The sequence below is a fragment of the Halobacillus hunanensis genome (assembly GCF_900166655.1).
Lineage (GTDB): Bacteria > Bacillota > Bacilli > Bacillales > Halobacillaceae > Halobacillus_A > Halobacillus_A hunanensis.
This window is the reverse complement of record NZ_FVZB01000006.1, coordinates 900,174-926,482: the sequence shown is the minus strand read 5'-3', so window position 1 is coordinate 926,482 and position 26,309 is coordinate 900,174. Positions and strand designations below refer to the sequence as shown.

At 40.8% G+C, this 26,309-nt stretch carries 29 protein-coding genes; 19 read left to right on the top strand and 10 right to left on the bottom strand.

Translation table 11 applies throughout. The features are described from left to right. Nucleotides 1-42: 42 nt before the first annotated feature. The 7 genes from B5354_RS10180 to B5354_RS10150 all read left to right on the top strand — a co-directional run bounded on the left by B5354_RS10180 (nt 43) and on the right by B5354_RS10150 (nt 7,162). Nucleotides 43-885, top strand: a complete 843-nt coding sequence (locus tag B5354_RS10180) for a glycerophosphodiester phosphodiesterase (protein ID WP_079528400.1) — start codon at nt 43-45, stop codon at nt 883-885. Between the two features lie 178 nt (nt 886-1,063). Next, nucleotides 1,064-2,359, top strand: a complete 1,296-nt coding sequence (locus tag B5354_RS10175; RefSeq protein WP_079528399.1) for an HD domain-containing protein — start codon at nt 1,064-1,066, stop codon at nt 2,357-2,359. A 14-nt stretch (nt 2,360-2,373) separates the two neighbouring features. After that, the gene (locus tag B5354_RS10170; protein ID WP_079528397.1) at nt 2,374-2,874 is read left to right on the top strand and encodes a YwgA family protein; all 501 of its coding nucleotides are present in this window, start codon (nt 2,374-2,376) and stop codon (nt 2,872-2,874) included. A gap of 122 nt (nt 2,875-2,996) precedes the next feature. Next, complete coding sequence (locus tag B5354_RS10165) at nt 2,997-4,985, top strand: ABC transporter permease subunit (protein ID WP_079528395.1); 1,989 nt, start codon at nt 2,997-2,999, stop codon at nt 4,983-4,985. A 91-nt stretch (nt 4,986-5,076) separates the two neighbouring features. Continuing rightward, complete coding sequence (locus tag B5354_RS10160; protein WP_079528393.1) at nt 5,077-5,514, top strand: GNAT family N-acetyltransferase; 438 nt, start codon at nt 5,077-5,079, stop codon at nt 5,512-5,514. Between the two features lie 43 nt (nt 5,515-5,557). Continuing rightward, a complete protein-coding gene (locus B5354_RS10155; RefSeq protein ID WP_079529140.1) occupies nt 5,558-6,553 on the top strand; it encodes a serine hydrolase domain-containing protein in 996 nt (331 codons plus the stop codon). Nucleotides 6,554-6,598: 45 nt separating this feature from the next. After that, entirely contained in the window at nt 6,599-7,162 is a 564-nt protein-coding gene (locus tag B5354_RS10150) for a GNAT family N-acetyltransferase (RefSeq protein ID WP_079528390.1), read from the top strand. A 110-nt stretch (nt 7,163-7,272) separates the two neighbouring features. Here B5354_RS10150 and B5354_RS10145 read toward each other — a convergent pair whose 3' ends face one another. Next, on the bottom strand, nt 7,273-8,025 hold the full coding sequence (locus B5354_RS10145) for a PRC-barrel domain-containing protein (RefSeq protein WP_079528388.1): 753 nt from the start codon (nt 8,023-8,025) through the stop codon (nt 7,273-7,275). Between the two features lie 228 nt (nt 8,026-8,253). Here B5354_RS10145 and B5354_RS10140 point away from each other — a divergent pair, with 228 nt between their 5' ends. Further along, nucleotides 8,254-9,231 carry a ring-cleaving dioxygenase gene (locus B5354_RS10140; protein ID WP_079528385.1) on the top strand — a complete coding sequence of 326 codons (978 nt, stop codon included), beginning with the start codon at nt 8,254-8,256 and terminating at the stop codon, nt 9,229-9,231. A 191-nt stretch (nt 9,232-9,422) separates the two neighbouring features. After that, nucleotides 9,423-9,770 (top strand): VOC family protein, encoded by a 348-nt coding sequence (locus B5354_RS10135; protein WP_079528384.1) that lies wholly within the window; start codon nt 9,423-9,425, stop codon nt 9,768-9,770. A gap of 294 nt (nt 9,771-10,064) precedes the next feature. Here the strand turns inward: B5354_RS10135 and tatC are convergent, their stop codons facing one another. Continuing rightward, entirely contained in the window at nt 10,065-10,787 is a 723-nt protein-coding gene (gene tatC, locus B5354_RS10130; RefSeq protein ID WP_079528381.1) for a twin-arginine translocase subunit TatC, read from the bottom strand. A gap of 68 nt (nt 10,788-10,855) precedes the next feature. Further along, a complete protein-coding gene (gene tatA, locus B5354_RS10125) occupies nt 10,856-11,071 on the bottom strand; it encodes a twin-arginine translocase TatA/TatE family subunit (protein ID WP_079528379.1) in 216 nt (71 codons plus the stop codon). Between the two features lie 408 nt (nt 11,072-11,479). Here tatA and B5354_RS10120 point away from each other — a divergent pair, with 408 nt between their 5' ends. Continuing rightward, nucleotides 11,480-12,904 carry an aldehyde dehydrogenase family protein gene (locus tag B5354_RS10120; protein ID WP_079528376.1) on the top strand — a complete coding sequence of 475 codons (1,425 nt, stop codon included), beginning with the start codon at nt 11,480-11,482 and terminating at the stop codon, nt 12,902-12,904. A gap of 51 nt (nt 12,905-12,955) precedes the next feature. Here B5354_RS10120 and B5354_RS10115 read toward each other — a convergent pair whose 3' ends face one another. From B5354_RS10115 to B5354_RS10100, 4 genes are all read right to left on the bottom strand, one after another. Then, nucleotides 12,956-13,354: an ectoine synthase gene (locus tag B5354_RS10115; RefSeq protein ID WP_079528374.1), complete on the bottom strand. Its 399-nt coding sequence runs from the start codon at nt 13,352-13,354 to the stop codon at nt 12,956-12,958. A gap of 48 nt (nt 13,355-13,402) precedes the next feature. Continuing rightward, a complete protein-coding gene (gene ectB, locus B5354_RS10110) occupies nt 13,403-14,683 on the bottom strand; it encodes a diaminobutyrate--2-oxoglutarate transaminase (protein WP_079528372.1) in 1,281 nt (426 codons plus the stop codon). 30 nt (nt 14,684-14,713) lie between these two features. Then, nucleotides 14,714-15,256, bottom strand: coding sequence for a diaminobutyrate acetyltransferase (gene ectA / locus B5354_RS10105; RefSeq protein WP_079528370.1), 543 nt, complete (start codon nt 15,254-15,256; stop codon nt 14,714-14,716). A 580-nt stretch (nt 15,257-15,836) separates the two neighbouring features. Further along, a complete protein-coding gene (locus tag B5354_RS10100) occupies nt 15,837-16,328 on the bottom strand; it encodes a hypothetical protein (protein WP_079528368.1) in 492 nt (163 codons plus the stop codon). Nucleotides 16,329-16,432: 104 nt separating this feature from the next. Here B5354_RS10100 and B5354_RS10095 point away from each other — a divergent pair, with 104 nt between their 5' ends. The 7 genes from B5354_RS10095 (at nt 16,433) to B5354_RS10065 (ending at nt 21,288) form a co-directional block, all read left to right on the top strand. Next, on the top strand, nt 16,433-17,224 hold the full coding sequence (locus B5354_RS10095) for an alpha/beta hydrolase (RefSeq protein ID WP_079528367.1): 792 nt from the start codon (nt 16,433-16,435) through the stop codon (nt 17,222-17,224). 31 nt (nt 17,225-17,255) lie between these two features. Then, the gene (locus B5354_RS10090) at nt 17,256-17,717 is read left to right on the top strand and encodes a hypothetical protein (RefSeq protein WP_079528365.1); all 462 of its coding nucleotides are present in this window, start codon (nt 17,256-17,258) and stop codon (nt 17,715-17,717) included. Between the two features lie 118 nt (nt 17,718-17,835). Further along, on the top strand, nt 17,836-18,612 hold the full coding sequence (locus tag B5354_RS10085) for a hypothetical protein (RefSeq protein WP_079528363.1): 777 nt from the start codon (nt 17,836-17,838) through the stop codon (nt 18,610-18,612). A gap of 44 nt (nt 18,613-18,656) precedes the next feature. After that, the gene (locus tag B5354_RS10080) at nt 18,657-19,160 is read left to right on the top strand and encodes a DinB family protein (protein WP_079528361.1); all 504 of its coding nucleotides are present in this window, start codon (nt 18,657-18,659) and stop codon (nt 19,158-19,160) included. A gap of 50 nt (nt 19,161-19,210) precedes the next feature. Continuing rightward, nucleotides 19,211-19,897, top strand: coding sequence for a SagB/ThcOx family dehydrogenase (locus B5354_RS10075; protein WP_079528359.1), 687 nt, complete (start codon nt 19,211-19,213; stop codon nt 19,895-19,897). A gap of 216 nt (nt 19,898-20,113) precedes the next feature. Next, nucleotides 20,114-20,932, top strand: a complete 819-nt coding sequence (locus B5354_RS10070; RefSeq protein WP_079528357.1) for a YitT family protein — start codon at nt 20,114-20,116, stop codon at nt 20,930-20,932. 143 nt (nt 20,933-21,075) lie between these two features. Further along, the gene (locus B5354_RS10065) at nt 21,076-21,288 is read left to right on the top strand and encodes a hypothetical protein (protein WP_079528355.1); all 213 of its coding nucleotides are present in this window, start codon (nt 21,076-21,078) and stop codon (nt 21,286-21,288) included. Nucleotides 21,289-21,422: 134 nt separating this feature from the next. Here B5354_RS10065 and B5354_RS10060 read toward each other — a convergent pair whose 3' ends face one another. Beyond that, nucleotides 21,423-21,833 carry a GlcG/HbpS family heme-binding protein gene (locus tag B5354_RS10060; protein WP_079528353.1) on the bottom strand — a complete coding sequence of 137 codons (411 nt, stop codon included), beginning with the start codon at nt 21,831-21,833 and terminating at the stop codon, nt 21,423-21,425. 116 nt (nt 21,834-21,949) lie between these two features. Further along, nucleotides 21,950-22,132 (bottom strand): 2-hydroxymuconate tautomerase, encoded by a 183-nt coding sequence (locus B5354_RS10055; RefSeq protein WP_079528351.1) that lies wholly within the window; start codon nt 22,130-22,132, stop codon nt 21,950-21,952. Nucleotides 22,133-22,306: 174 nt separating this feature from the next. Here B5354_RS10055 and B5354_RS10050 point away from each other — a divergent pair, with 174 nt between their 5' ends. Next, nucleotides 22,307-22,855 carry a YwhD family protein gene (locus B5354_RS10050; protein WP_079528349.1) on the top strand — a complete coding sequence of 183 codons (549 nt, stop codon included), beginning with the start codon at nt 22,307-22,309 and terminating at the stop codon, nt 22,853-22,855. A 422-nt stretch (nt 22,856-23,277) separates the two neighbouring features. On the opposite strand, the gene B5354_RS10045 is transcribed toward B5354_RS10050, so the two are convergent. After that, a complete protein-coding gene (locus tag B5354_RS10045; RefSeq protein ID WP_079528347.1) occupies nt 23,278-25,329 on the bottom strand; it encodes a transglycosylase domain-containing protein in 2,052 nt (683 codons plus the stop codon). 145 nt (nt 25,330-25,474) lie between these two features. Here B5354_RS10045 and speE point away from each other — a divergent pair, with 145 nt between their 5' ends. Continuing rightward, a complete protein-coding gene (speE, locus tag B5354_RS10040) occupies nt 25,475-26,308 on the top strand; it encodes a polyamine aminopropyltransferase (RefSeq protein ID WP_079528345.1) in 834 nt (277 codons plus the stop codon). The last annotated feature ends 1 nt before the right edge of the window (nt 26,309 follow it).

Genomic DNA, 26,309 nt, shown 5'->3' with positions numbered 1-26,309 from the left:
GTTTTGTAGAGTGAAAGTAAGGATAGGAAGGGAGAGGAAGAGATGCCACGTTTTTTGTTCATTCTCATCATGGGGGTATTATTTATGGGAGTATTCAGTACATCAGCAACCAATGTTTCCGCTAATGAAATTAAAAACAGGGATCGTCAGCAAACTATCACAATCGCACACAGGGGAGCTTCCGGCTATGCACCTGAAAACACGATGGCAGCATTTGAAAAATCAGTTGATATGAAGGCAGAAATGTTTGAGCTTGATGTTCAAATGAGTAAAGATGGCAAGCTAGTTGTGATTCACGATACAACAATAGACCGTACGACAAATGGCTCTGGTCAAGTGGGAGATTTTACATATGAAGAGCTGCAGCAGCTTGATGCGGGGAGCTGGTTCAGTGAGGAATTTGCTAGTGAAAAAATTCCAACACTCGGTCAAGTGCTTGATGAATTTAAAGGGAGATCAGGAATATTAATTGAACTGAAGTCACCGTCCCTTTACCCAGGGATTGAACAAAAGGTAGCCGATGCACTTGTTTCCCGCAATATGCATAAGCCGGAAAATGAAAAAATCATTGTGCAGTCCTTTGACCATGAATCTATGAAAAAATTCCATTCGATTCTGCCATCAGTGCCGATAGGGGTGCTGCTTGGTTATAGTGAAAATGGAGTGTCCAATGAACAGCTGGCCGAATTCTCATCGTATGCCGATTATTTTAACCCTAATAAAGCTATGATTACGAAAGATCTCGTTGAACGAATTCATGAATATGACATGAAAACCCACCCTTACACTGTGAGAGATCGTGAATCTGCAAACTTTCTTTTAGAAGCAGGGGTAGATGGTATTATTACCGACTTTCCAGATTACGTTGATCCTCATAAAGGGTAAGAGGCGGAACTGGTAGGGTGTACCCACCAATTTTTCCGTTATGAATAGAAGAAGTTCCATACCTTATCTCTAGAGAACCGGTCATATAAATGTCCGGTTCTTTGCTTTGTCAAGATGTTTTTTTATGCTGAAAAAAGGTATATAATTATAGAAAATGTCGTGAAGAAAGGACAAGCTAATGGCCTATCGTGACGAGAAATTAAGTGAAGAAAAAGTATTTAAAGATCCCGTACATCGCTACATTCATGTACGCGACCGAGTCATCTGGGACTTGATCGGCACACCTGAATTTCAGCGTCTAAGAAGAGTTAGACAGTTAGGGACGAGCTACTTAACGTTTCATGGAGCTGAGCATAGCCGCTTCAACCACTCACTCGGAGTGTACGAGATTGTACGTAGAATTATTAGCAACTTTAAAGACCGCCCTAATTGGGATGAAGAGGAACGCTTGCTTTGCTTAGCGGCCGCCCTGCTGCATGATCTCGGCCACGGGCCTTTTTCTCATTCGTTTGAAAAAGTCTTTAAGCTCGATCATGAGGATTTCACGCAGGCAATCTTGCTCGGAGACACGAAAATCCATCAAGTGCTCTCTAAAGTAGAGGAAGGATTTCCAAAAAAAGTGGCGGATGTTATTAATAAAACATATAAAAATAAACTCGTGGTCAGTCTGATTTCGAGCCAAATTGACGCGGATCGAATGGATTATCTGCAGCGTGATGCCTATTTTACAGGGGTAAGTTACGGACATTTTGACATGGAACGGATTCTTCGGGTGATGCGTCCGATGGAGGACCAGGTGGTTGTGAAAGAAAGTGGAATGCATGCAGTCGAGGATTATATTATGAGTCGTTATCAAATGTATTGGCAAGTTTATTTTCACCCTGTGACACGGAGTGCTGAAGTGATTTTGTCAAAAATTCTTCACCGTGCGAAAGAGCTGTATGAGGAAGGATACACCTTCAAACTGGAACCGACACATTTTCTTTCCTTTTTCACGGAGAAGCCAAATTTAAAGGAATATTTAGCGTTGGATGAGTCTATCACACTTTACTATTTTCAAATGTGGATGGAAGAGGATGATCCTATACTGTCTGACCTTTGTGATCGATTCGTTAACCGCCGACTCTTAAAGTACATAGAGTTTAATCCAAATTCACAGATGAACGAATGGATGGAGCTGTATAGGCTGTTCCAGGAGGCAGGGTTGAATCCTGACTATTATTTGGTTGTCGATTCAAGCTCAGATTTACCATATGATTTTTACCGTCCTGGCGAAGAAGGGGAGCGGCTCCCTATCCATTTGTTAAAGCCCAACCAAGAACTTAAGGAGTTATCCCGTCTCTCAGATATTGTTGAATCGATTTCTGGGAAAAAACGTACAGATCATAAATTATATATACCGCTTGATCGATTAGAGGAAATGCCGGACCGGAGTAAGACGAAACAGCGTATTATGGAAATTTTGTTTGGATAAGGGGTGGAGTTGTCATGTTGGAGAATCACGCAAAGTTAATGCAATTCTTCTCAAGCTCTGAAGATATCGTCGGACGAAAAAAGCTGCAAAAGATGATTTATATCTTGAAAAAGTGTGATATTCCGTTTGAGGAACGTTATGAATTTCATTTTTATGGTCCCTATTCTGAAGAATTGACGTTAAGGATTGAGGAAATGTGCAACTTGGGTTTCATAAGTGAAACAAAAGAAGAGAAAAAGAATTATTATCAATACCGTTACCGAATGACGGAGGCGGGCCATGATTTTCTTAAACATTCAAATGTACATCTGCCGCCTTTTGATGAACATATTAAAGAAATGGGGGCCCAGAGCTCCCGGTTCTTGGAGCTCGTTTCCACTATGCTTTTCTTTGAACAATTACCTAAGGATGAAATCACGGAAAAAGTACACATTGTAAAAGGAAAACAAAATTATTCTAGTGAGGAAATAACAGAAGGTTGGAATTTTATTGAAAAAATTCGCCGGATTCATTAGTATAAGTAGTAGGAAAGGTATACTGTTAATCAGTATATCTTTTTTTATACATATGTGACTGACTATTTTTAAAATTGAAAAAGGTTAGAAATATGGCTGGAAAGCCTAAAGGAGGCTTGAGAATGAAATTAATCAAGTTTATGTTGTATTATATTTTTGGCTTAGTTGGCATTCTTTTAATCAGTGCTTCACCAGCCTTATTCAAAACAGGTACTTTCTTTAATGCATCCGCCTATATTAGCGAGTTAATATATTTGTTCCAAACAGTGATCCATCCGTCGGAGTGGGTGTATTTTTTCAAAGGGAATCCGGTGCCATTACTTGAATATCTTTGGGATCCTTATCGTTACTCTATGACCATCTTCATGGGGGCGATTGCATTGGGATTTGTCCTCGCCTTCTTATTTGCTATTGGCACCTTTTTCCTGCCATCTGTTTTAAAAAGGCTTGTAATGAGGCTGCTTAATTTAGTTGAAGCTGTTCCCGACCTGCTTCTCGCCTTCAGTGCTCAGCTGGTAATTGTGTGGCTGTATAAACAGACAGGGATCTTGTTCATGGATTTCGTTACAGTTGGTCAGGAAAGGATTTATGCTCTTCCCATCGCAGCATTAGCCATTCTTCCTATGGTTTCTCTTTATAAAATTATATTAATTCAATTGGACGAAGAAATGACGAAATCCTATGTACAGTTCGCCAAAAGTAAAGGGATGGTTAAATCCTTTATCCTTAACGTCCATATTCTTAGGAACATTATAAAAAGCATATTTTATCATTCAAAAATTATCCTGTGGGGAGCTTTATCGAGCCTTTTGATTATCGAGTATATTTTCAACATTAATGGGATTACTTCAGCCTTTATGAGTGATTTTGGACCGATTGTGACATTTTTAATCCTTGTTATGCTGTTCACGCCGTTTTTCATTTTTTACCAAGGAACAGAGCTGTTTATCTTTAAAGAAAACAGGGTTGCAGAAGAGACTAATTTGAAGATGAACAGGTTCCTCGGCTCTCTTTCGTTCAAGCCAAATGGAAAGTTAGTTAGACTGTTTGTTCGGGAAGTGGGGGTGCATTTCAAAAATGTAAAATTTCTGATTGGATTTGGGGTCATCTTTGCCATTGTTGCAACCAGTTTGATCTACACGGCTACAGCTGATCCTCTTGTTGAAAAGTTCTATCACATTTACGACGACAATGGAATATTAGTCAGCGCCGCACCTCACTCCCACGAGTATGTCTTCCTCGGGACAGATGAGCTTGGCTACAGTATATTGGATCAGATGCTTACTGGAGCAAAGTACACGGTTTTATTTGGTATAGCTATTGCTTTGCTAAGAGTGGCAATCGGCTTTATCCTAGCCATACCTTACGCTTTTTTCTGTCCTCCGAAGCTGCAGCGGGTGCTGGAGAAATTGGCAGACGGCATGCATTTCTTACCCTTAACGGTTATTGCTTATTTATTGTTAAGGCCTGTGCTTTGGATGCCTCCAGGCGGTTTTACGACAACAGAAATGGAGAGGATTATCTATCAAGGGATTGTTCTCACCATTCTGGCTGTGCCACTCCTTATTACGTTATTTGGAAATGAAATGAAACTAATCATGAAAGAAGAATTTGTCCTGAGTACTAAGGTGCTAGGAGGCAGTTCAGTTCATTTATTGTGGAGACATCTCCTGCCGCACTTAAGCGCTCGAATGGGGATTGTATTTGGTCAACAGTTTATTCAGACCTTGTTAATCTTCATTCATTTGGGCGTGTTTAGCATCTTTTTCGGCGGTACGGATGTTTCACATACTCCGTTTATGCCGGACCCGCCGCAATCGACAACTTACGAATGGTCCGGTCTAATTGGTTCATCTAAGAATGCTTTAATGACGGGGCGATGGTGGTACATTATCCCTCCACTCGTTGCATTCATGGTGGTCATCGTTGCCATGCAGTTTGTTATCCAGGGCATTAAGGAAGTCCAGCAAAAACGTGTTGGGGTGCCTATCGAACGCAATCAATGGTATCGCAGGCTATTCTCTGCAAGTAAGTCGCAAAAGACTATTGCCAAGCAACCGGCTAAAGAAGACTTTGTGTTTATGAATAGTGAGCATAGTCGTTCTTCTTAAGAAAAGATCGGGGTGGTTTTGTGAAAATGTTAAACTTTCTCGGGACGGGACATAAAGAAAAATATCATTTTCGTTAAGAAAGAGGGATTTCATGAACGGTGTCGAAATTAAAGAGTTAAAATCAGAAACAGAAATCGTAGAAGCTTTTCCAGTCATGAAACAACTTCGTACCCATTTAGATCAAGAAACGTATTTAGCGCTTGTTACAGAAGCAAGGGAAAAGGACAGCTATCAGCTTTTTGCACTATATGATCAAGGAAAGATTGTCGCTGTAACGGGTTTTAAACCAATGATCACTCTTTATTACGGACGTTTTGTATGGGTATGTGATCTTGTGACAAGCAGGGAGAATCGCTCAAAAGGGTATGGTGGTCAACTACTTTCTTTTGTCCATGAGTGGACGAAGGAGCATGGCTTTGAAGCAGTGGCTTTATCGTCAGGGTTGCAGCGAAATGATGCCCATCGGTTTTATGAGGAACGAATGGATTATAACAAGGCAAGTTATGTGTTTAAGAAAGTGATCGAATAGATGAAGGAGGGTGAGGTTATTGGATAAGAAGGGTGTAACATCAATGGAACATCATATCAAAGAGGATGGCTTTTCTGGAACAGTATTGGTGAAAGATCACAAGGAAGTTTTATTTCAATCCGCATCTGGCCATGCTAATCGAGCTGATGAGAGTTTGAATAAAATCAATACCCGCTTTGGAATTGCCTCTGGCTGCAAATTATTTACGGCTATAGCCATTGCGCAACTAGTTGAAAATAACCTGCTATCCTTTCAAACACGACTAAAAGATTGTTTAGATATTGAATTTCCGTATGTTGATGAAAGAGTTACCATCCATCACCTGCTAACCCATAGTTCGGGGATGGCAGACTATTTTGATGAAGAACGAATGGAGGACTTTGAAGATGTTTGGAAACAAACCCCAATGTATTTGTTGAAAAATCTAAGGGATTTTCTCCCAATGTTTCAACACGGAAAAATGATGTTTACTCCAGGAGAGAAATTTCATTACAACAATGCTGGATACATAGTGCTGGGGTTAATTGTGGAGCAACAAACGGGTACTTCTTTTCAAGAATATGTGGAAACAAACATTTTCGAGCGGTGCGGAATGGATCAGTCGGGTTATTTCTCCCTTGATAGCCTGCCTGGAAACACTGCATATGGGTACATCGATCAACGGGATGGGACATGGAGAACGAATGCGTACTCTGTTCCGATTAAAGGTGGATCGGATGGCGGTGCTTTTGTATCTGCGTTGGATATGATCAAACTATGGGAGGCTTTGATGGATTATAAGTTATTGGATGAACAAACGACAAACACGCTGCTGACTCCCTATGCCCAAGTGAATGAAGAAGTTGATTATGGATATGGGTTATGGATCTACTATAAACATAGTACTATCTATAAATACCACGTGATGGGATACGATCCTGGGGTAAGTTTTCACGCTGCTTTCTATCCGCAGTCAGAAATGAAGCTTGCCGTCCTTTCGAACAAAAGCTCAGGAGCACGCGATGTCATGAAAGAGTTAGAAAAAACCTTTGTTAAATAGAGCGGTAATTGAAAATTGGTAGAACAATGAAGGAGGGGATCCTCGATGAACCCTATACTGCTTGATTTTCCCCATAAATTTGAAACCGAGCGTTTATTTGTCAGGCTCCCGAAACCAGGGGATGGGAAGGCAGTCTATGAGTCTCTTAGAGCTTCGATAAATGAACTTAAGCCGTGGATGCCCTTTGCTCAGAACGATCAAAGTGAAGAGGAGACGGAAATCAACATTCGGGAAGCACACATTAATTTCTTGAAAAGAGAGGACTTAAGACTGCTTGCCTTTCACAAACAAACGGGAGAGCTAGTTTGCTCATCGGGCCTTCATCGTATAGATTGGGAAGTTCCAAAGTTTGAGATAGGATACTGGGGCGATACTCGTTTTTGCGGAAATGGTTATACAACAGAAGCTGTAGAAGGGATAACAGGTTTTGCTTTTAAAGAATTGGGGGCTAATCGTGTTGAGATAAGGTGCGACTCTAATAATGTGAAGAGCATAGCAATACCCGAGAGATTGAATTTTGATTTTGAAGGAATTCTTAGAAACGAAGATCGGTCGGCGGATGGGAAAGAGCTTCGGGATACATGCGTTTATGCAAAGGTTAAACTATAGGTCATTGAGGACAGTTTGAAAATAGATTCTTAATTCATACCCAATTTCTCTCTATGAATCTAGAGAAAAATTGGGTATTTATAATTACTTAGAGTAATCGAAGCGACCACTTATTTATTGTGAGAAAATTCTTTTCCGTAAGCGTTGTGAAGCTTTTCTTCGAATGCATTTGAAATAGGGGAATCAGGATCGTATTCAGGCGCATTTTTAACCTTTTCTTGATTAAGAGAAACATAAACTCTCTTTTCCTCCCATTTCACTTCCGTAATCCATGCAGGTGCGACAAGCACTTTTTTTCCAGATTTCCAATTTTTCGTATCTACTATTATATAGCGGATTTGCCAGCTTTCGTCATCTAAAAGGAAACTTTCAACATGACCGACCCCGCCATCTTCCGCATGAATTTCGTAATTCTCAATTTCCGAGGTGCTTCTTATATGGGACTCTCCAGGTTCTTCCTCCGTGTTAAGGGAACCTTGAACAAGGTGTTCTCCCAGCAGGTGGTTAGGATACATATTTGCACCCCAAACGCCAGGACCGCCCCAGTAACTGCCCCAACCGTAATATTGGTTTAATTTCAACTCCTGTTCACGGGATACTGGGCTTTCTGAATCGATATTCGGACTGTCCTTCACTTGCTCTTTTGATAATTGTACCGTTACATGACTTTCTTCGTGGTTAACAGCTGTGATGGAAATTGGTGAGATTAGTACGGTACGTCCTGGAAGCCACTTTCGGGTGTCCGCAACGAGGTAGCGAATCGTCCAACTCTCATCATCAAACAGAAATGATTCAACTTTTCCTAATTCATCATCAGTTGCATTAATCTGATAGCCGTGGATCTTCTTTTCATTATGAAACATTTGAATTGCCTCCTTGAAAATTTACCTTGCTAGTTTTATTCCCGAGGTTCGAACAGGATAAACTAATTGCCGTGCTGGAGTAAGCCATGGATATGGTTGGGTAGGATAAATCGGCCTGATTGACAGAAGGTAGAATAAATAGTACATTTATCTTGAATTAAAGATAAATCAATGACTTTAATAAAAAGTCCAGTTATAAAAGTGATTCATATAGGGAGGAGTAATAATATGAATGGATTAAAAGGCATACATCATGTAACAGCGATTACGAGCAGTGCTGAGAAGAATTATGAATTTTTCACATACGTGCTAGGAATGCGTTTAGTTAAGAAAACAGTTAATCAAGATGACATTCAAACCTACCATTTGTTCTTTGCCGATGATACAGGAAGTCCGGGAACGGATATGACATTCTTTGATTTCCCTGGTATTCCTAAAGGCGTCCACGGAACGAATGAGATTTCGAAAACTTCTTTCAGAGTACCAAGTGATGAAGCTTTGGATTATTGGGTGAAGCGTTTTGATCGGCTAAAGGTAAAGCATAGCGGCATTAAGAAGCAATTTGGTAAAAAGGTGCTATCTTTCGTGGATTTCGATGATCAGCACTATCAACTAATATCCGATGAAAATAATGAAGGCGTGTCTGCTGGTACACCATGGCAAAATGGTCCGATTCCTTTAGAATACGCTATTACTGGATTGGGTCCCATTTTTGTGCGAGTTGATAATGTTGATTACTTTAAAGACATGTTGGAAAAAGTTCTGCAATTTACTGAAATAGATAAAGAAGGGTCCTTTCATTTATTTGAAGTCGGCGAGGGAGGAAACGGCGCCGCTGTAGTCGTTGAATATAACACCGTTCTTCCGCAAGCCAGACAAGGTTTTGGCACAGTTCACCATACGGCGTTTCGAGTGGAGGACCGTTCCGTGCTGGATGAATGGATAAAACGGATGGACGGTTTCGGTTTCCGGACTTCCGGCTATGTAAACCGTCATTTCTTTGAGTCCCTTTACGCGAATGTCGCTCCGCAAATCCTGTTTGAGTTTGCTACAGATGGACCAGGGTTTATGGGTGATGAGTCTTATGAAACGCTTGGGGAGAAGCTATCTTTGCCCCCATCCTTAGAACCGAAACGTAAGGAAATCGAGGAAATGGTCCGCCCAATTGATACGGTTAGAAGTACAAAAACTTTTACTAAAGAGTAATGATAATTTGACCCGCGATAACGCCCTTCTTGATAAGAAGGGTGTTTTTTTGCAGGAGTGACAGAAATTGATGTAGAAGTATTTATCTATGCAATTAAAAGAAGGAATTTGGCATTAGAATATTTTCTAGCAAAGTTTAGATAGCGATTGAATACATCTTAGCTAATCATAGCTCAAGAGGGTAAAACTTAATGAGGACCAAACTGTTACACGTCAGAGCAAATGTTAAGGAATTGGATAGAGCAATCAAATGGTATAAAGACGTTTTAGGATTTAGCGTAGATGGTTCTTGGCCACCAGAAAATCCAAATTATGTCCATTTCGAACATGAAAGTGGAGCAATGTTCGCTCTAATGGAACATAAAAATTATCCTACACCCGGTCGCTTTAATTTCTATGTTGATGATGTGGATTCATTATGGGAGCGGTTAAAGAATAAAGCAGAAGTAGTAGAAGAGTTATTTTCCACTGCATACGGCAGCCGGAAATTTACCATTGTTGATTTGGACGGTAATGAGTTAGGGTTTGTTCAAGATTAAGAGTGAACGGATCTAACCCAGTGCTGTTAAGATAATATTTACTCTATTAAGTACTGGGCACTAATGAATACTGGGAATTTAGAGAAGGAAGAGTCTTGCAGATTAGATAGTTTAGGGGAGGTCTCTAATTTACTGATCCTTCCTTCTCTAAATATATTATAACAGAACACTTGTTCCTGTGTGAAGTGAAACGTGAAAAAATATCTTAAAGAAACGGTTTGGAAATGCTCAATATATTAGTAAATAGCCACAAGAGGTAGCTCGCCCTCTTGTGGCTTTCTCCTAATAATAAGGTTAAGCTGCAACTGCCAATTTTTGTTTACGTCTGTACACCACCTTAGAAAGCAGCACACTGCATTCATATAAGAACAGCATCGGAATAACGACGAGTATATCAGATAGGAGGTCAGGTGGCGTGATTAGGACTGCAATCAAAACGAGAACAAAATAGGCATACTTTCTCACTTTCTTAAGTCTGTATGGATTGAGAACCCCGAGACTTGTCAGGAACATGATGATGACAGGAAGTTCAAACAGAAAGCCGAAGGGCAAGGTCATATGTAATAGAAATCGGAAGTACTTCTCAGTTGTGAAAAAGGTGAAAAACATGCCTTCTGACAGGGAAAGTAAGAAGTCAAAGACAATAGGAAAAATAACAAAATAGCCGAATGAAATGCCAATTAGGAACAGGATAAATAATGAAGGAATATAGGCCAGTGTTACTTTTTGTTCCTTAGATGTAAGGGCTGGGCGTACAAAAAGCCAGATTTGATGAGCAACGATCGGAATGGTACAAGTAATAGCTACAACGCTCGCGAGCATTAAATATACCCACAGAATTTCACTTGGCCCGAGAACAGCCAGCTTTATTTCGATATCTTGACTCAGCCAATTATAAATCTCTTTAACATAAACGAATGCTGCTATAAAAAACAGGATGAATGAACCCAGGATGATAATAAGCCGCTTACGAAGTTCGCTTAAATGACCGACAAGATTCATTTCTTGTGCTGCCATCATCATACCTCCTTAAGATAAAAGAAGATGTAAGCAGAAGTGATTAGCTTACACCTTCCATTGTTTGATTAGTTAGCTGATTGTTTTTCTTTTTGCTCGCTGGAATTGTTTTGGTTTTCCTGACTTTGCTTATCATCGGACATTAGATCCTGAGTGGATTTTTTGAATTCTTTTAGGGTAGTCCCGAATGCACGTCCCATTTCTGGTAATTTTGATGGACCAAAAATAATTAGTGCAATCACGAGAATGATGATTAGACCTGGTATTCCAATGTTTTGTAGCATAATAACCTACCTTTCAAGTTATGGCTTTGTGATTAGGTGACTCTTTTGGTGAAGGAAATGAAACAATTTGTTCTTTCGAAAAGCTGGCATTCACATATAGATTAAAAACTTAAGACGGACCATTTTTTGTTCCATTCCCTACCCCCTGATGAATAACTTATGATCTAAAGTATAAGGTCCGGGTCTGGAAAAGTTAATAAACCTCCTGTAAAGTATTATTAAGATAAGTTTAAATTCATTTAAGATTATGAAAAGAAGACGAAAGGGAGGGTAATGGTTTACTTAAGAGAGTCAGCTGATTTTTGTTTGAAATGGAAGGATTAAGGTTATATAGTCTCTAAAACTGAATATAATTCTGATGATTTGCTTGTAATGATCACAATCTTTTTATAAAAGGAGACGGTGGAGATGCGTAACTACTTGAAGCATTACATTAATGGAGAATGGATAGATTCAACTGGTTCTGAAACGGAAGACGTGATTAACCCGGCGACAGAGGAAGTGATCGGGAAAATCAGTTTTGGGACGAAGGAAGATTTAGATAAAGCCGTTCAAGCGGCAAGGGACGCACTTCCTGCTTTTTCACAAACTCCAAAGGAAGAGCGAATTGAGATGCTTGAAAAGATTGCAGCTGAGTATGAAAGACGTAAAGATGACCTGATTGAAGTCATGACAGATGAGCTTGGTGCTCCTTTATCTATTTCTGAAAAGGTTCATTATAAAATGGGCTATTCTCACTTTTCCCAGGCTGCTGAATCACTGAAGGATTTCTCATTTATGGAGCAGCGCGGCAACCATACATTAGTCAAAGAAACAGTAGGGGTCAGCGGTTTGATCACACCGTGGAATTTCCCTACAAACCAAACGTCCACAAAAATTGCCAGCGCATTCGCTGCAGGCAGTCCAGTGGTCTTAAAGCCATCTGAACTGACACCTTTTGCCGCGATGATCTTAGCGGAGATTTTTGACGAAGTAGGTGTTCCGAAAGGTGTCTTTAATTTGGTTAATGGTGCAGGCGACGTCATTGGGGACGGGATTAGCTCACACCCTGATATTGATTTTGTTTCCTTTACGGGATCGGTTGGCGTCGGGCAAAAAATAATGGAAAATGCTGCGAAGACGATTAAGAACGTTGCGCTAGAATTAGGAGGCAAATCGCCGCTCATAGTCCTTGAAGATGCCGATCTTGAGCAAGCAGCCAAGTCAGCTGTAACCCATATTTCCATGAATACAGGCCAGGTTTGCTCAGCAGCTACGCGTATCATTGTGCCTGCGTCGATAAAAAGTTCCTTTGAGGAGGAAGTTAAACGAGTACTTCCGGAGTTTCCAGTTGGAGATCCACGGAAAGAATCGGTTGTGGGTCCGCTCGTATCCAAAAAGCAATGGGATCGTGTTCAATCCTATATTGAAAAAGGCATTGAAGAAGGTGCCACTTTAATCACCGGCGGAACTGGTAAGCCAGAGGGTCTTGATAAGGGTTATTTCGTAAAACCGACTGTATTTTCAGATGTGAATAATGATATGGTCATTGCCCGGGAAGAGATCTTTGGTCCGGTGATGTCGATTATTACCTATGAAACATTGGATGAAGCAATTGAAATTGCCAACGACACGGTCTATGGCCTTGCAGGATATGTAGTTGGTAAAGATCCAGAACTGCTTCGTAAAGTATCCACCAGCATTCGTGCAGGAAGGATTACGATTAACGATAAAGGTAAAGACTTCTCGGCTCCGTTTGGAGGTTATAAGCAGTCTGGTATAGGAAGAGAGTGGGGCGACTTTGGAATTGAAGAGTATCTTGAGAAGAAAGCTATCCTTGGTTTCCCTTCATAATTAAAATTTAAAAAATCCTCCCTGCTCGAGCAGGGAGGATTTCTTTATGACTTACTCGTCTGAATCGTCAACTGGGTAAACTCCATTTTCATCATGAATTTCACGGCCAGTAAGCGGTGGGTTGAATACGCAAACCATACGCATATCTGATCCTTCATAGGCACGCAGTAGGTGCTCATCATTTTCATCTAGTGCATAGATTTCATTCTTTTTAATAGGCCAGACCTTACCGTCTTTGAGTGTTTCCACTTCTCCTTCACCTTCGATGCAATAAACGGCTTCTAAGTGATTCTGGTACCAGATATGTGTTTCCGTGCCAGCTTTGATCACGGTATCATTCACGGAGTACCCCATGCCATCTTTTTTAAATAACAAACGGCGGGACGTCCAGTTTTCACCTTTGATTTCTTTTTCTGTTCCAAGTACGTCTTCTAGTTTTACGACTTTCATAATTTCGGCCTCCAATAGTGTTGTATAGTATAGTGAATCGTTAGTTAATTATGATGTAACTAATTCTTTTTCTTTTGCAACAGCTTCAACGGCTGCTTCAATCTTCTCAAAACCTTGTTCAAGAGCTTCCATGTCAATGTTGATCGGCGGGAAGAGCTTGAATACTTCATCATCTGCGCCAGCTGTTTCCATGATTAAACCTTGTTGGAATGCCAGCTCGGCGACTTTCTCAGAGAAACCTTCTACACCTGAAGAAATCCCCTGCATAATGCCACGGCCTTTACGATACCCTTTCATCTCTGGATATTTCTCAATTAAGCCATCCAGGAATGCAGTGATTTTCTCGCCTCTTTCTTTAATGCCTTCTTCAAAGCTTGGGTCTTCCCAGTAGCGAAGGGCTTCAGTAGCCGTTACGAAAGCCATATTGTTACCACGGAATGTTCCGTTGTGCTCACCTGGTCCCCAAATATCGTGTTCAGGCTTAATCAATGTGATCGCAAATGGCAAGCCATAGCCGCCAATAGATTTAGATAAACAGACGACATCAGGTTTGATACCAGCTGGTTCAAAGCTGAAGAAAGTACCTGTACGTCCGACACCTGCTTGCACGTCATCGATAATCAGGAAGATTTCGAATCGTTTACAAATCGCATCGAGTTTCTTCAACCATTCAAAACGCGCTGTATTCAGACCACCTTCGCCTTGTACTGTTTCAAGGATAACAGCAGCTGGAATTTCTACTCCACTGCCGCCATCTTCTAGATAGCGCTCAAAGTAGTCTAGTGTATCAAGGTTTTCATCAATATAGTTGTCATAAGGCATCGTGATGGCATTGTGAAGCGGAATGCCTGCCCCTTTACGCTTGAATGAATTTCCCGTTACAGAAAGTGCACCAATCGTCATGCCGTGGAAACCATTCGTAAAGCTGACCACTTCCGTACGTTTTGTCACTTTACGTGCTAATTTAAGAGCACTTTCTACAGTGTTCGTACCCGTTGGTCCAGGGAACATGACCTTATAATCGAGGTCGCGCGGTTTCAGAATGACGTCATTCAGCTTGTTTAAGAAATCGGCCTTTGCATCCGAAGCCATATCCAAGCTATGAGTAATCCCGTCATGGGTAATGTATTCAATAAGTTTTTCTTTCATATTCGGGTCGTTATGGCCATAGTTCAAAGCCCCGGCCCCGCTGAAGAAGTCTAAATATTCCTTGTTGTCAACGTCCCACATCTTGTACCCTTTAGCTTTGGTGAAAATGGTAGGGAAGCTGCGGCAATAAGATCTTACCTCTGATTCTAGTTCTTCAAATACAGTTAGATCGTTTTTCATAAATTGCAATCCTCCTTGATAGAATCTAAATTATTTATCGTTATCAGATGTTTTCGGTTTAGAAAATGGTCCAATTCGAAATGTTAACTCTTCTTCATGTCCCTCTCCTGGAAATAAATCCTCAGGGAAGCACTCTGTAATCGTACACGTCGTTTTGTGGTCACGTGCTAATTTTTTAAAAAGGGATTGTGAAGCTTCATTTGATGGTGTAACAGTAGCTTCAAGGTAACGAACCTCATTGCAAACTTCGCGATCAACCAGTTCATTTAAAATTTTGGAAGCTACGCCTTTACCACGCTGGGAAGAATCAATCCCAATTTGCCAGACAAATACAACATCACTTTGTTCAGGCGGGATAAAAGCAGTGACGAATCCGACTAATTTGTCGTTTTCTTTTGCAACGACGCAGGTTTCTGCAAAGTATTCACACATCATAATGTACTTGTAGGGTGAATTTTGATCGAGGGTTGAGTTGTTGACGAGTTCCCACATAGCGGAACCGTCTTCAACGGTTGGTTTCTCAAAGGTTAATTGTTGATCAGTCCGTGTAACTGTTGCGGTTTCATTAGTCATACGAGCTCACCTGTTTCATACTGGAATGTGATTATGACCATGTCCTCCTTTGATTTTTTAAACAAATAAGGCAGACGACATTGTAACCGTTTGCGTAAGCGCTACTCTGTCGTTGTCAATGTTTTTATAATAGTGGTCTGCACGCAGATAATCAAACCAGTTTTATAGGTAAAAAACGGCATTATTTCTTATGAATGGGGATGGCACACACTAAGTAGGGGTGTCATTACAAATTGCTAGGGTATAGTTAAAAATACAGACGATTTGAGAAAATCTGAATTTTGGTTAGAGGGCAAAATCATCCCAAACCCCTATACAGACCAAGGGTTTAGATATAAGGAGATATAAAGAGAAAAAAGGAGATATAAGAAGTATAAATTTTTTGTAAATGAGTGTGGAAATGCTTGCCATGATAGGGTTTTTCCCATTTAAATGGGAAAAACAGTTTTTTAAAAGAAACCTCCAATAGAATAAATCACTATTGGAGGTCCTTTAAGTGAATTATTCTTTTTTCCAATCCAAAGCGTCCTTGGCGATGCTTCTAAGGTGCAGATCCTGTTGAGGAAATGGTATTTCAATTTCATGCTATCAGGGCGCTCAAGTCGATTCCTACAGTAGTCAAACTGATAATGACGGCAATAACCATAATGATATAGTGGAAGATTCGCTCCAACGTAAATCGAACTCCACGATCAAGATGGTAACGCTCATAAACCGTCGGCAGTAAGAAATGATTTAATGTCTTTGAAAGGCGGTTAGCCAATGAAATAATCAGGTAAGCAATTACGATCAAAAATACCGAAATCTTAACCTCGCCTATGGTGAAAAAGGCTTGAAACAGCCACTTTGTTTTTGAAAAATAGATCAATAGAAAAAGAAAGATTCCATTGTAGGCTGCCCAATTGATAAAAGAAGTAAAGGCGTGCTGAATTCGGGTGTTATGTTTGATGGTGCGAATGAGTATATTATTCAGGATCCCTTTCAAGGCGAAAATGGCAAAGATGACCACGATGACAAGCATGGCGTCCTGCCAGAAACCCCATGTCTTCAAATGGGCCCAATTGGATGTCATAACGAAACTCCTTTACAGATCGTGCAAAATATTTTCCGTATATTATCGCATAGTCACAAAAAAACTCAAAGTTTGGATGAAAAAGAAGAGCAAAGGGTGATCAAATGTTAGAAAAATTCACTGTATATATTCCTCCTTTTAGTCAAGAACGAGTTGTTAGAGTCTATTTACCAATGGGGTATCATGAGGCGAAAAGGCAGTATCCTGTTTTGTATATGCACGATGGCCAAAATGTGTTTGAGGATCACGACGCTGTTGGGGGAGCCTCCCTTGGCCTGAGAGATTTTCTGGATAAATGTGAGCTTGATGTGATTGTCGTAGCTATTGATGGCAATCCGATTAAAGAAGATAGAGTGAATGAATATTGTCCGTGGACGGGCGGTGAATTCAGCCAAATGATCACCGGGCAGAATAGTGAGTTTGGAGGTAAAGGGGGAGCATACATAGAGTTTATTGTCAGCGAGCTCAAACCTTTGATAGATCGCAGCTACCGGACGATTGAATATAATACTGCGATGGCAGGTGTATCGTTAGGCGGGCTGATTTCCACTTATGCTGCCTGTCGTTACCCTGAAATCTTTTCCAAAGTTGCTGTTTTATCTTCAGCTTTTTGGAGGAATCAAGAGGAAATAGAACAGTTAATTAAGCAATCTAGCCTATCAGGGATTGAACAGTTTTATCTTGATTGTGGAACTAGCGAAACCAATGATGAATGGATTAATCGAAAGTTTTTCGAATCAAATCAATCGATCTATGAATTGCTTGGCAGGAAAATAGAGAATACAAGTTTTGAAGTAGTAGAAGGTGCTGAACATCATTATTCATTTTTCAGGAAAAGAGTTCCGGATATGATGACTTTTTTGTTCCTGGACTTTCGGAACATAAGCGGGGAATGATTAGCAAAGTGAAAAGAGAGGGGAGAGTATGATGAAGAAATTTATGGCCTGCCTTTTATATTCAGGGGTGATGGGATCTGTGTTAATGGGTGGGTTATTTTATATGAATCACTTAATAGAAAAAGCCGAAACCACTTATAACATGTTCCCATTAATGATTTTCTCACTGATTTATCCGCTTATTATGGGAATGTTGTTTGGACTTCCACAGATGATTAGCCGGCTGAAGAGAAGGGGAGTATTACATTTTGATGTAATCAAATTCGCTGCTATTGGCCTCCCTGCTCTCTATATCTTTGTCATTCCTATATTTTATTATTTCACAAAAATTGGCGGGTGTTTGCCGTTATCTAGAACCATTATGTTATCTGATTCAGGTGGTACTGTATTACTTACAATTGTCGGAGTTGTCTTGGGATATGTACTATTTGAATCGATTGGAAGGAAACCTGACCAATCGGGTAGTCACGTTACCTTAGAGGAAAATGGTTAAAGAAATCGCTGAAAACATTCTACATTGGTGTAGGCGCTTAATGAAGAGGAGGAGGAGTTTTCAGTAATTTTAATAGAATTTTAATTTGGAATGCTATTAATGGTTTGGAGGAAGTGTTATGAAATACGCTGTATCGGTCACAGATACGTCATACGTTAAAGAAATCGAGGAAAGTGGCAGAAAAATAATCGAATCATTGAACGATTTTGCTCACGATTTAGAAAAACTGACTACTTTTGACTATCCAAGAGGAATTGTCTTCCACGACCTCAAGTCAGCAACTGAACTCTACTCAGAAATCCCGCTGCCTGCTTATACTTCGAGGGATTTGATCCACCTGAGTCCATTAACTGAGGTATGGAAGGGTATCTTCTTGTCATCAACTAAAGGGCAAGATGTTACAAAAGCAGTTGAGTATTATTCATCGCTTGAGCAAGTTGACGTTGCCATGATTGCGGCACATGAACTCACTCATCATGCCGATTTTTTTCATGATGACTTTGAGGGTGACGAAGAAAATATGTGGTTCGAGGAAGGAATGTGTGAATATATTCCGCGAAAACTGATGTTGTCTGAGGAAAAATTTAAGGAGATTACAGAAGTGGAAAATCTTCTGATCGAGGCCTATAAAGGAGATTATGGAGGGTACACGTTAGACCAATTTGGAAAGGCAGGGTACCGGAAGGGAGAGAGTCTCGATTATGCCGGTGATTTTTACGATTATTGGCGTAGTGCGGAAACGGTAAAAACTCTTGTTGAGGAGTATTGTGAGGGAAACTTAGAGGAGTTAATCAGCTTTTATCAGGAATGGGAAAAAGGAGAACCGCTTCATTTGTTTTTTATGAAGCGTTTGAAGCTGTCGGATGAAGAGGCTAGGAGGCTGTGGTTCAGTTGAACATGTAGTTCTGGTATCCAATGGGAGAAAGAAAGGGGATTGCGATGGAATTTAAGGTAGATAGTACGCAAGGTTACACACCCAAAATAGGACATCTTATATCTATGATGAATTACGCAAGATACACAACTTTACAGGCTGTGAAGGGGTTAAGCACCAAGGAACTTGATTTTTTACCGAGTGAAGATGGGAACTCTATAGGTGCCTTATTATTACATATTGCTGCTGTTGAAGTGGGTTTTCAGATTGAAATCTTTGAAAACAGACGCCCAAACGAAGAAGAAGCTGCTGAATGGGGAGCGGCATATGAGCTCGGTGAACAAGGTAGGCAGGAAATTAAAGGGAACTCTCTTGAGTTTTATATACAGAAATTGGATGAAGTTCGAAACCGGACATTAGAAGAATTTCAAAAACGAGATGATGAATGGCTGTATGAAGAAAGGTTATGGGACAATCACAATTCGAATCATTATTTTATCTGGTTTCACGTGTTTGAGGATGAAATTAATCATAGGGGTCAAATGCGCATAATCAGGAAAATGCTTTAAGAAATGTAGCCGCTTGTTAGAAGTTAAATAAAGATAGGAGTGATCAGGTTATGGACAGTTATTTCAAAAGGTATCATAAAGAGTCAGGCTGGCCACCTGTATCTAATCCTTCCTCTAAACATGTAGAGAAGGATGTAAAACTTGAAGATTTTATTCTGCTGCGCTACAGCAGGGTGCCTGGGGAGTTGGGTGGAAGCATTCAATCTAGAGAATCTTCGAAGTCCATCGGTCGCGATAAAGGATTAGATAAGGACATTCTTGGGACTTTTTTAAAGTGGTCTGTTGGGGCTCTCGAGGATGAAACGGGCAGGAGGGCTTATCCGTCTGCCGGACAGCTTTATAGCAATGAACTATTTATAGCCGTTAAAGAGGTTGCCCATTTGCAGCCAGGCCTTTACAAGTATCACGCCAATGAACATGCATTAACTTTTGTTAACGGAAATAACGACGTTAACGATGCGTTGGTGCAGGAGAGCATTGATTATAATTTCTGCGTCATTGTAGCAGCTGATGTAACCTTTGCCGTAGATCAATATGGGGAGCGAGGCTATCGTTTTTGCTTAATGGAAGCGGGACATATGGTGCAAAATATCCAGCTGGTTGCTGGCAATCTAAATAAAGCTATTGTTCCCATTGGAGGATTTGTTGACAAGTATTTAAACAGCAGTGTGCTGCCGGGAGAAGATGATCTTTCAGCTTTATATCTTGTTCCAGTAGGAAAGAAACTGGATATTTAACTACTAAGGAATTTGGCATTATTTGTATGAATTACTTAGGGAGTTTTTTCTTGAGTAATAGACAGTTTAAAGAATCTTAAGAACCTCTCCGGAAAGGAACACCGCACTAGTTATAAAAGAGACTTTGGCCCTATGAAAACATGATTGACTTTTATTTTTATGGCCACTAGAATTCATTAAGTGTTCCAGCTATATCCGGATTGGAGGTTAAAGTTAATGAATCATTTATATAAATATTCTGTACTGTTTGTATTTTCTATTGCTTTAGGTTTTGCTTTTAATATGTTTCTACTCCCCCATGAAGTATTAACAGGCGGCGTAACAGGTCTTGCCATGGTTTTTGGGCTGCTTTCTCCCATAAACGCTGGTATTTGGCTTGTTATTTTAAATATCCCTATTTTAATCATTGGATGGATGAAGGTAGGTAAGGAATTTATATGGAATAGTATATTTTCTGTTTTTACCACTTCTATAGCTATGCAGTATATCCCTGTAATGAAGGTTACTGATGATGCTCTATTATCCGCGGTGTTTGGAGGAGTTATTGCCGGTATATCTATCGGTTTTATTATAAGATTTTATGGATCAACCGGAGGATTTGATGTTATTGGACTTGTGCTCACCCAAAAACGTGATATTCCTCTAGGTGGATTAATTTTTGGCTTAAATAGTATTGTTGTGTTTGTTTCCGGGTTTATCTTTGCTTGGGATCTTGCACTATATACAATGGCATCCATTTATATTACCGGGATTGTTATAGACCGTGTTCACACCCGTCATATTAAATTGAATTTGATGGTAGTCACGGATCGAGGGCAGGAGGTAAAAGATGAGCTGCTTGGAAATTTAATTCGCGGTGTTACTGTCATGAATGGGCAGGGCGGCTATTCTAATACTGAGCGTAAAGTGCTATATACGGTTATTTCTCGTTATGAATTAGCGATAGTTAAGTCCCTTATTTCTAGTGTTGACCCGAAAGCTTTTGTCAGTGTCAGTGAAACGGTTGAAGTAGTAGGGAACTTTAGGAGGTCATAGTGTCCTCCTTCTAATAAAAGCAGTTTCAGTTTTGATTATTTATTTTATGAGTAAGAAGCAAGTTTCACTCCCCATTTAGGCAATGTTTGTGACCATTATAGATGAGGCTTCCTTTGGTTATATTACCATCAGGAGGTGAAAATATGGACAATAAAAAGGATCGCAATAAGGAAAAGGTAAATGGAAAATTAGGCGGTATGGGTCTTTATGGAACAACTTCTAATACTGAAATTGCTGGTTACAAAGCTTCTGGTGACATTGAAAATGCTGGAAGGTTAGATAAGGGGTTTCAGAGAAATGAAGATGAAGACCTTGCTCCATCAGCTTCAATAAACGAGGGAGAGCAAGAGGAATAGTAGACGACTCATTTTTTATTGATTAATTTTTTCAAACCCCTCCCGTATAGCCATAAAGGCAATACGGGAGGGGTTTGAGTTTAGCCTTGTTAGTAGAGGGGGAAGCTATTCTACCTAAGTAAGTCTTTTTTAATTTACAAAGTTTCGAAAGCTTTAACGGCCGCCTCAGCCACTTGCACATCATGTTCTACTTTGCTGCCGCTGACCCCAACTGCTCCAACAACTTTTCCTTCCTTAACGAGCGGGATGCCGCCGCCAAACACAACAATACGTCCGTTATTGGTCGTATTCAGTCCGTACAGCTCGGCTTTCGGCACGGTTGCATCTGCTAAGTCAGAGGTAGGCATCTTAAGGGCTACAGAAGTCCAAGCTTTATTCTGGGCGATGTCCACACTGGCAAGCCATGCATCATCCATGCGATGGACGGCGATTAAGTTTCCGCCATCATCAAGGATCGAAATTACCATAGCCACATCTAGATTGCTGGCTTCTTTCTCAGCACTATCAATTAATTTTTTCGCAGTTTCTAAGGATAATTTGTTCATTTTGTATCTCTTCCTCTCATATGTTTGTCATTCTATAAGACTGCCTTCCACTTGTGAGAATTTTGAAACATAGAAGGCATTTCTCTTATCATCTAATATCGAAAAATTCTTGTGAGTTAATCAACCAATCGTTTTCCCGCGACACCATAATTTTGCTTCGACATTTCTTCAATCACAACAGTGACAGCTTCTTTACGGGCACCCGTTGTATCTGTCACGGCATCGGTTACCCTTTCAACTAAAGATTGCTTCTGATCATCGGTTCGGCCTTCGAGCATTTGTACAGTAATAATAGGCATATTGGTTCTCTCCCTTTAAAGCGTTAATTGGATCACAATACTTTCTTCTGCAAAAAGTGCTAAATTCCTGCCTCCGCGGTTGAGAATTATTGGAGTTTTTGTTGAGTGAAAAGTAGGACATGTGTATGTTAAAGTAGAAGCAACAGCAGTCTAGAAGGAGGATGTCATTTAGAAATGAAAGAATTTGATCAATTTAAAAATAAAGATGAAGGCGAAAGTAATGATAAAAAGAAAAATCAATTTACGATAATAAAAGATGACTCCACTGATGGTCACGGAGGATACGGCGTAGGGTCTATCAGCCTGGAGAACATGACGCCTGTAATTGTTGATGCTAATGAAGAAGAGGCGTTTGTGGACATGGGCGCTCTTCACGCCCGAAGCAAGGTCGAAAAGCGCGTTCGCTTTCAACCTGAGCGATCAGAAGTTCCAAATGGCAAACTGTATTGGATTGCATGGGTGACGGTCGACCATCGTGGTGGGAAACCTTGCTATTATGGCGTGTCCGGGAGTGAACTTGTTGTTGATCGTGGAATTCGCCGCGGCTACAAATCAATGCCTGAGCACGTGAATCAAATGGATAAATCATTAAAAGGCCGCTTCGTTTTGGAACATATGGATGAGAAATCGAAGCGTATTTTAGGGGAATACTTGCGTGATTTTAAACCAGAGCTCTGGGAGAATTCAAATCAAGAGTTGAAAGATCAACTTGGGTTCGAATAATAGAGGAGGCGCTTCCTGTTTAGAAAGGGAAAGCGCCTTTTTTGTGTTTTAAAGGGGCAAGCAGGAGCCAGACGGTTAAGGAATACTAACATGTTCTGTTAGTTAAAAGGATTAATAATGGATTAAAATACAGCTGCGGGAATTCATTCATGAAAGGTTTAAAAATTGTTCACAAAATGTTCACATGAAATAAGCAGCTTTTCGGGCAACGAATCTTGACGAACAAGCTGTTCGAATAATATATTAAGTACAACATGGGTTTTACATGTATTACTAGGACAAAGAAGACGACCGGCTAGTCACCGGTCGTTTTCTTTGTTTACTATTATTTGAATATTCAAACTAATGTAGAGTAATGGGTAAAACTTCCACCTCAGGTCATCCAGAAACTGGATGACCTGAGGTGGAAGGAAATGGGTGTGTTAGGAGAACCAGTCGACGATGCCGTCTAACCAGGAGTCGTCTTGGAGTTCTTCGTTAATTTGTTCTTCATTGCTTTTTTCGTTTGGTTCACAAGTTTCGGTTGGAATATTTTCTTCAGCCATGTAAACGAGTCTTTCTTCCGGGCAGCCTGGGCCGGAGAGTTTACCGGTTTTAGGGTTAATGTATACTCCTTTCACACCTGGAGTTGGAGTGAAAGCTGCGACAGGAAGCGGCTGATGAATCGTTTCCATTGTGCTGGCCCATAATTGTTTTGAATATTGGTGTTCAGCCGTTTTGGTAATATTACGGTTGTCATCATACCCTGACCACACTCCCATGATATATTGCGGACTGAATCCAATCATCCAGCTGTCTGCATCTGTCGTTCCAGATTTACCGCCATACATACGTGTCAGTTGATCGGCAATACTTGCTCCCGTCACACTCATATAGCCATTGAGAGCTGTATCGAACATCCCTGTCATCATATGCGTCACCGTAAAGGCGGTGTTAGGGTCAATTGATTTCTCGGTGTCTGTATTCAGTTTGTACTTGTACACGACGTTACCGTGGCGATCAGTAATCTTGGTTATCGTGTGAGCTTGTACAGCTGCAGATCCACTGACCATCCGCATGTAGCCATCGACCATTTCGTAAAGTGAGATCGAGGCACTACCGAGGGCCAAGGAAGGCACCGAGGGTAACTTGCCTGAAATGCCAAACGTACGCAATGTATCTACAAAGTTCTTTGGTCCGATATCAACGTTCGTTGTCACGGCATAGATGTTGTCTGATAACGCTAAGGCTTGTGCCATCGTGATTTTACGGTTGGCATAGTAATTATTGTAATTGCTAGGTGAGTAGACATTGCCATTTTTCAATTCAAAAGATGTTGGTTTACTTGCAATCATCGTCAGCGGAGTGTAATCACGCATCAAAGCCGCATAGTAGAGAAATGGTTTAATGGTGGAACCGACCATTCTCTGGGCATCGGTTGCTCGGTTATAGGCACTCTTTGAGTAATCTTTTCCTCCTGCCAAAGCTGTGACGGCGCCTGTTTGGCTGTCCATAATGACACTTGCTGTCTGAATCTCAGAGCCATTGGCGATTGTCTCATCGATGGATTGTTCGAGTTCTTTCTGATGTGATTTGTTTAACGTCGTGTAAATATGGTATCCGCCCGTTTTGACAGCATCCACATCGGTATCCAAAACTCTCGCAGCCTCTTCCGTCACTTTGTCCTGAAAGTATGGAGCCACTGTTTTCGTGGCTTCCCCTGAATGATCATAATAATCGAGTGACGCGGCAACAGCCTTTTGCTCTTTCTCAGCGGAAATGTAGCCAAGATCTTCCATGCGGGAGAGAATAACACTCTGGCGCTCTTCTGCATTCTCTGAATTATTTAAAGGAGAATAGTAGCTTGGCCCTTTAGGAATTCCAGCAAGCATCGAAGCTTCGGCTAAGGTAAGTTCCTCTGCATGTTTATTAAAATAGTAGCGGCTGGCAGCCTCAATCCCATAAGCTCCGTGTCCGTAGTAAATCGTATTTAGATACCCTTCAATGATCTCGTCCTTTTCATAAAAAATTTCAAGGCGCATCGCATAAAAGGCTTCTTTAAGTTTCCGCGTCCACGTCTTTTCATGAGATAAGTAGAGGTTACGAGCATACTGCTGCGTAATGGTGCTGGCTCCTTCTACCATTTTCATAGCTTTCAAGTCGGTTAGTGCAGCTGAGGCAATACGTCTGAGGTCAAAACCCCAATGATCATAAAAACGGTGATCCTCGATCGCAAGCGTGGCCTGAACAATGGATTCAGGCATATCCTCTTTGCTGATCCAGTAACGTTCCTGTTTGCCGTGGTCCTCGTCGATCACTTTCCCGTCAGAGCCATAGTAGATTGTATTCTGCTCGGTGTGAAGGGAAGGAGGGCCGAGACTGACTGCATAAATGAACACAGCTGCGAGCACAATGAGGCCAAGGATGCAGCAAGTGAAAGCTGCTTTCAATGACCTGCGTATCCATTTCCATCTAAGACGAATAAATAATAGCATTCTTCCCTACTCCTGCCTGTTAAGATATAATAATGATTACTATTATTATGGGGAAGACACTGGTAAATTAAACATTTGCTTGCCTTTTCCAGCGTTTAATCTATAATTTGATTGGTTACAAGAGTGTTGAAAGGAGATCTTTTGAATGGCTACATGGTTTACTGAAAAACAAACCGAAAACTTTGGCATTACGGCAAAAGTGAATCGGACTTTGCATAAAGAAACAACAGATTTTCAAGAATTGGAAATGGTTGAAACAGAAGAGTGGGGGAATATGCTGCTGCTCGATGATATGGTGATGACAACCGAAAAGGACGAATTCGTCTATCACGAAATGATGGCACACGTTCCGCTGTTTACCCATCCAAGTCCGAAAAAAGTGCTCGTTGTAGGCGGCGGCGACGGCGGAGTAATCCGTGAAGTCCTAAAGCATGACAGTGTCGAACAGGCAACCCTTGCTGAAATCGATGGAAAAGTGATCGAGTACTCAAAAAAATACTTACCAAGCATCGCTGGTACACTTGATGATGTTCGGGTTGACGTCCAAGTGTCAGACGGGTTCATGCATATTGCGAAAAGTGAGCGGGAGTATGACGTCATTATGGTTGATTCGACCGAGCCCGTAGGTCCAGCCGTGAACCTTTTTACAAAAGGATTCTATGAAGGAATTGCAAAAGCCCTGAAAGAGGATGGCATTCTCGTGGCCCAAACAGATAATCCGTGGTTTAAAGCAGATTTAATTCGGCAAGTGTATGGGGATGTTAAAGAAACTTTCCCGATTACACGCGTTTATACAGCGAATATCCCGACTTATCCCAGCGGTTTGTGGACATTTACGATGGGAAGTAAAATTTACGATCCACTGAAAGTTACGGACGAACGTTTCACGGCATTTGATACAAAGTATTACACAAAAGAACTTCATAAGGCCTGCTTTGCGCTGCCGAAATTCGTCAAAGATATGACGGAGGAGGACTAAT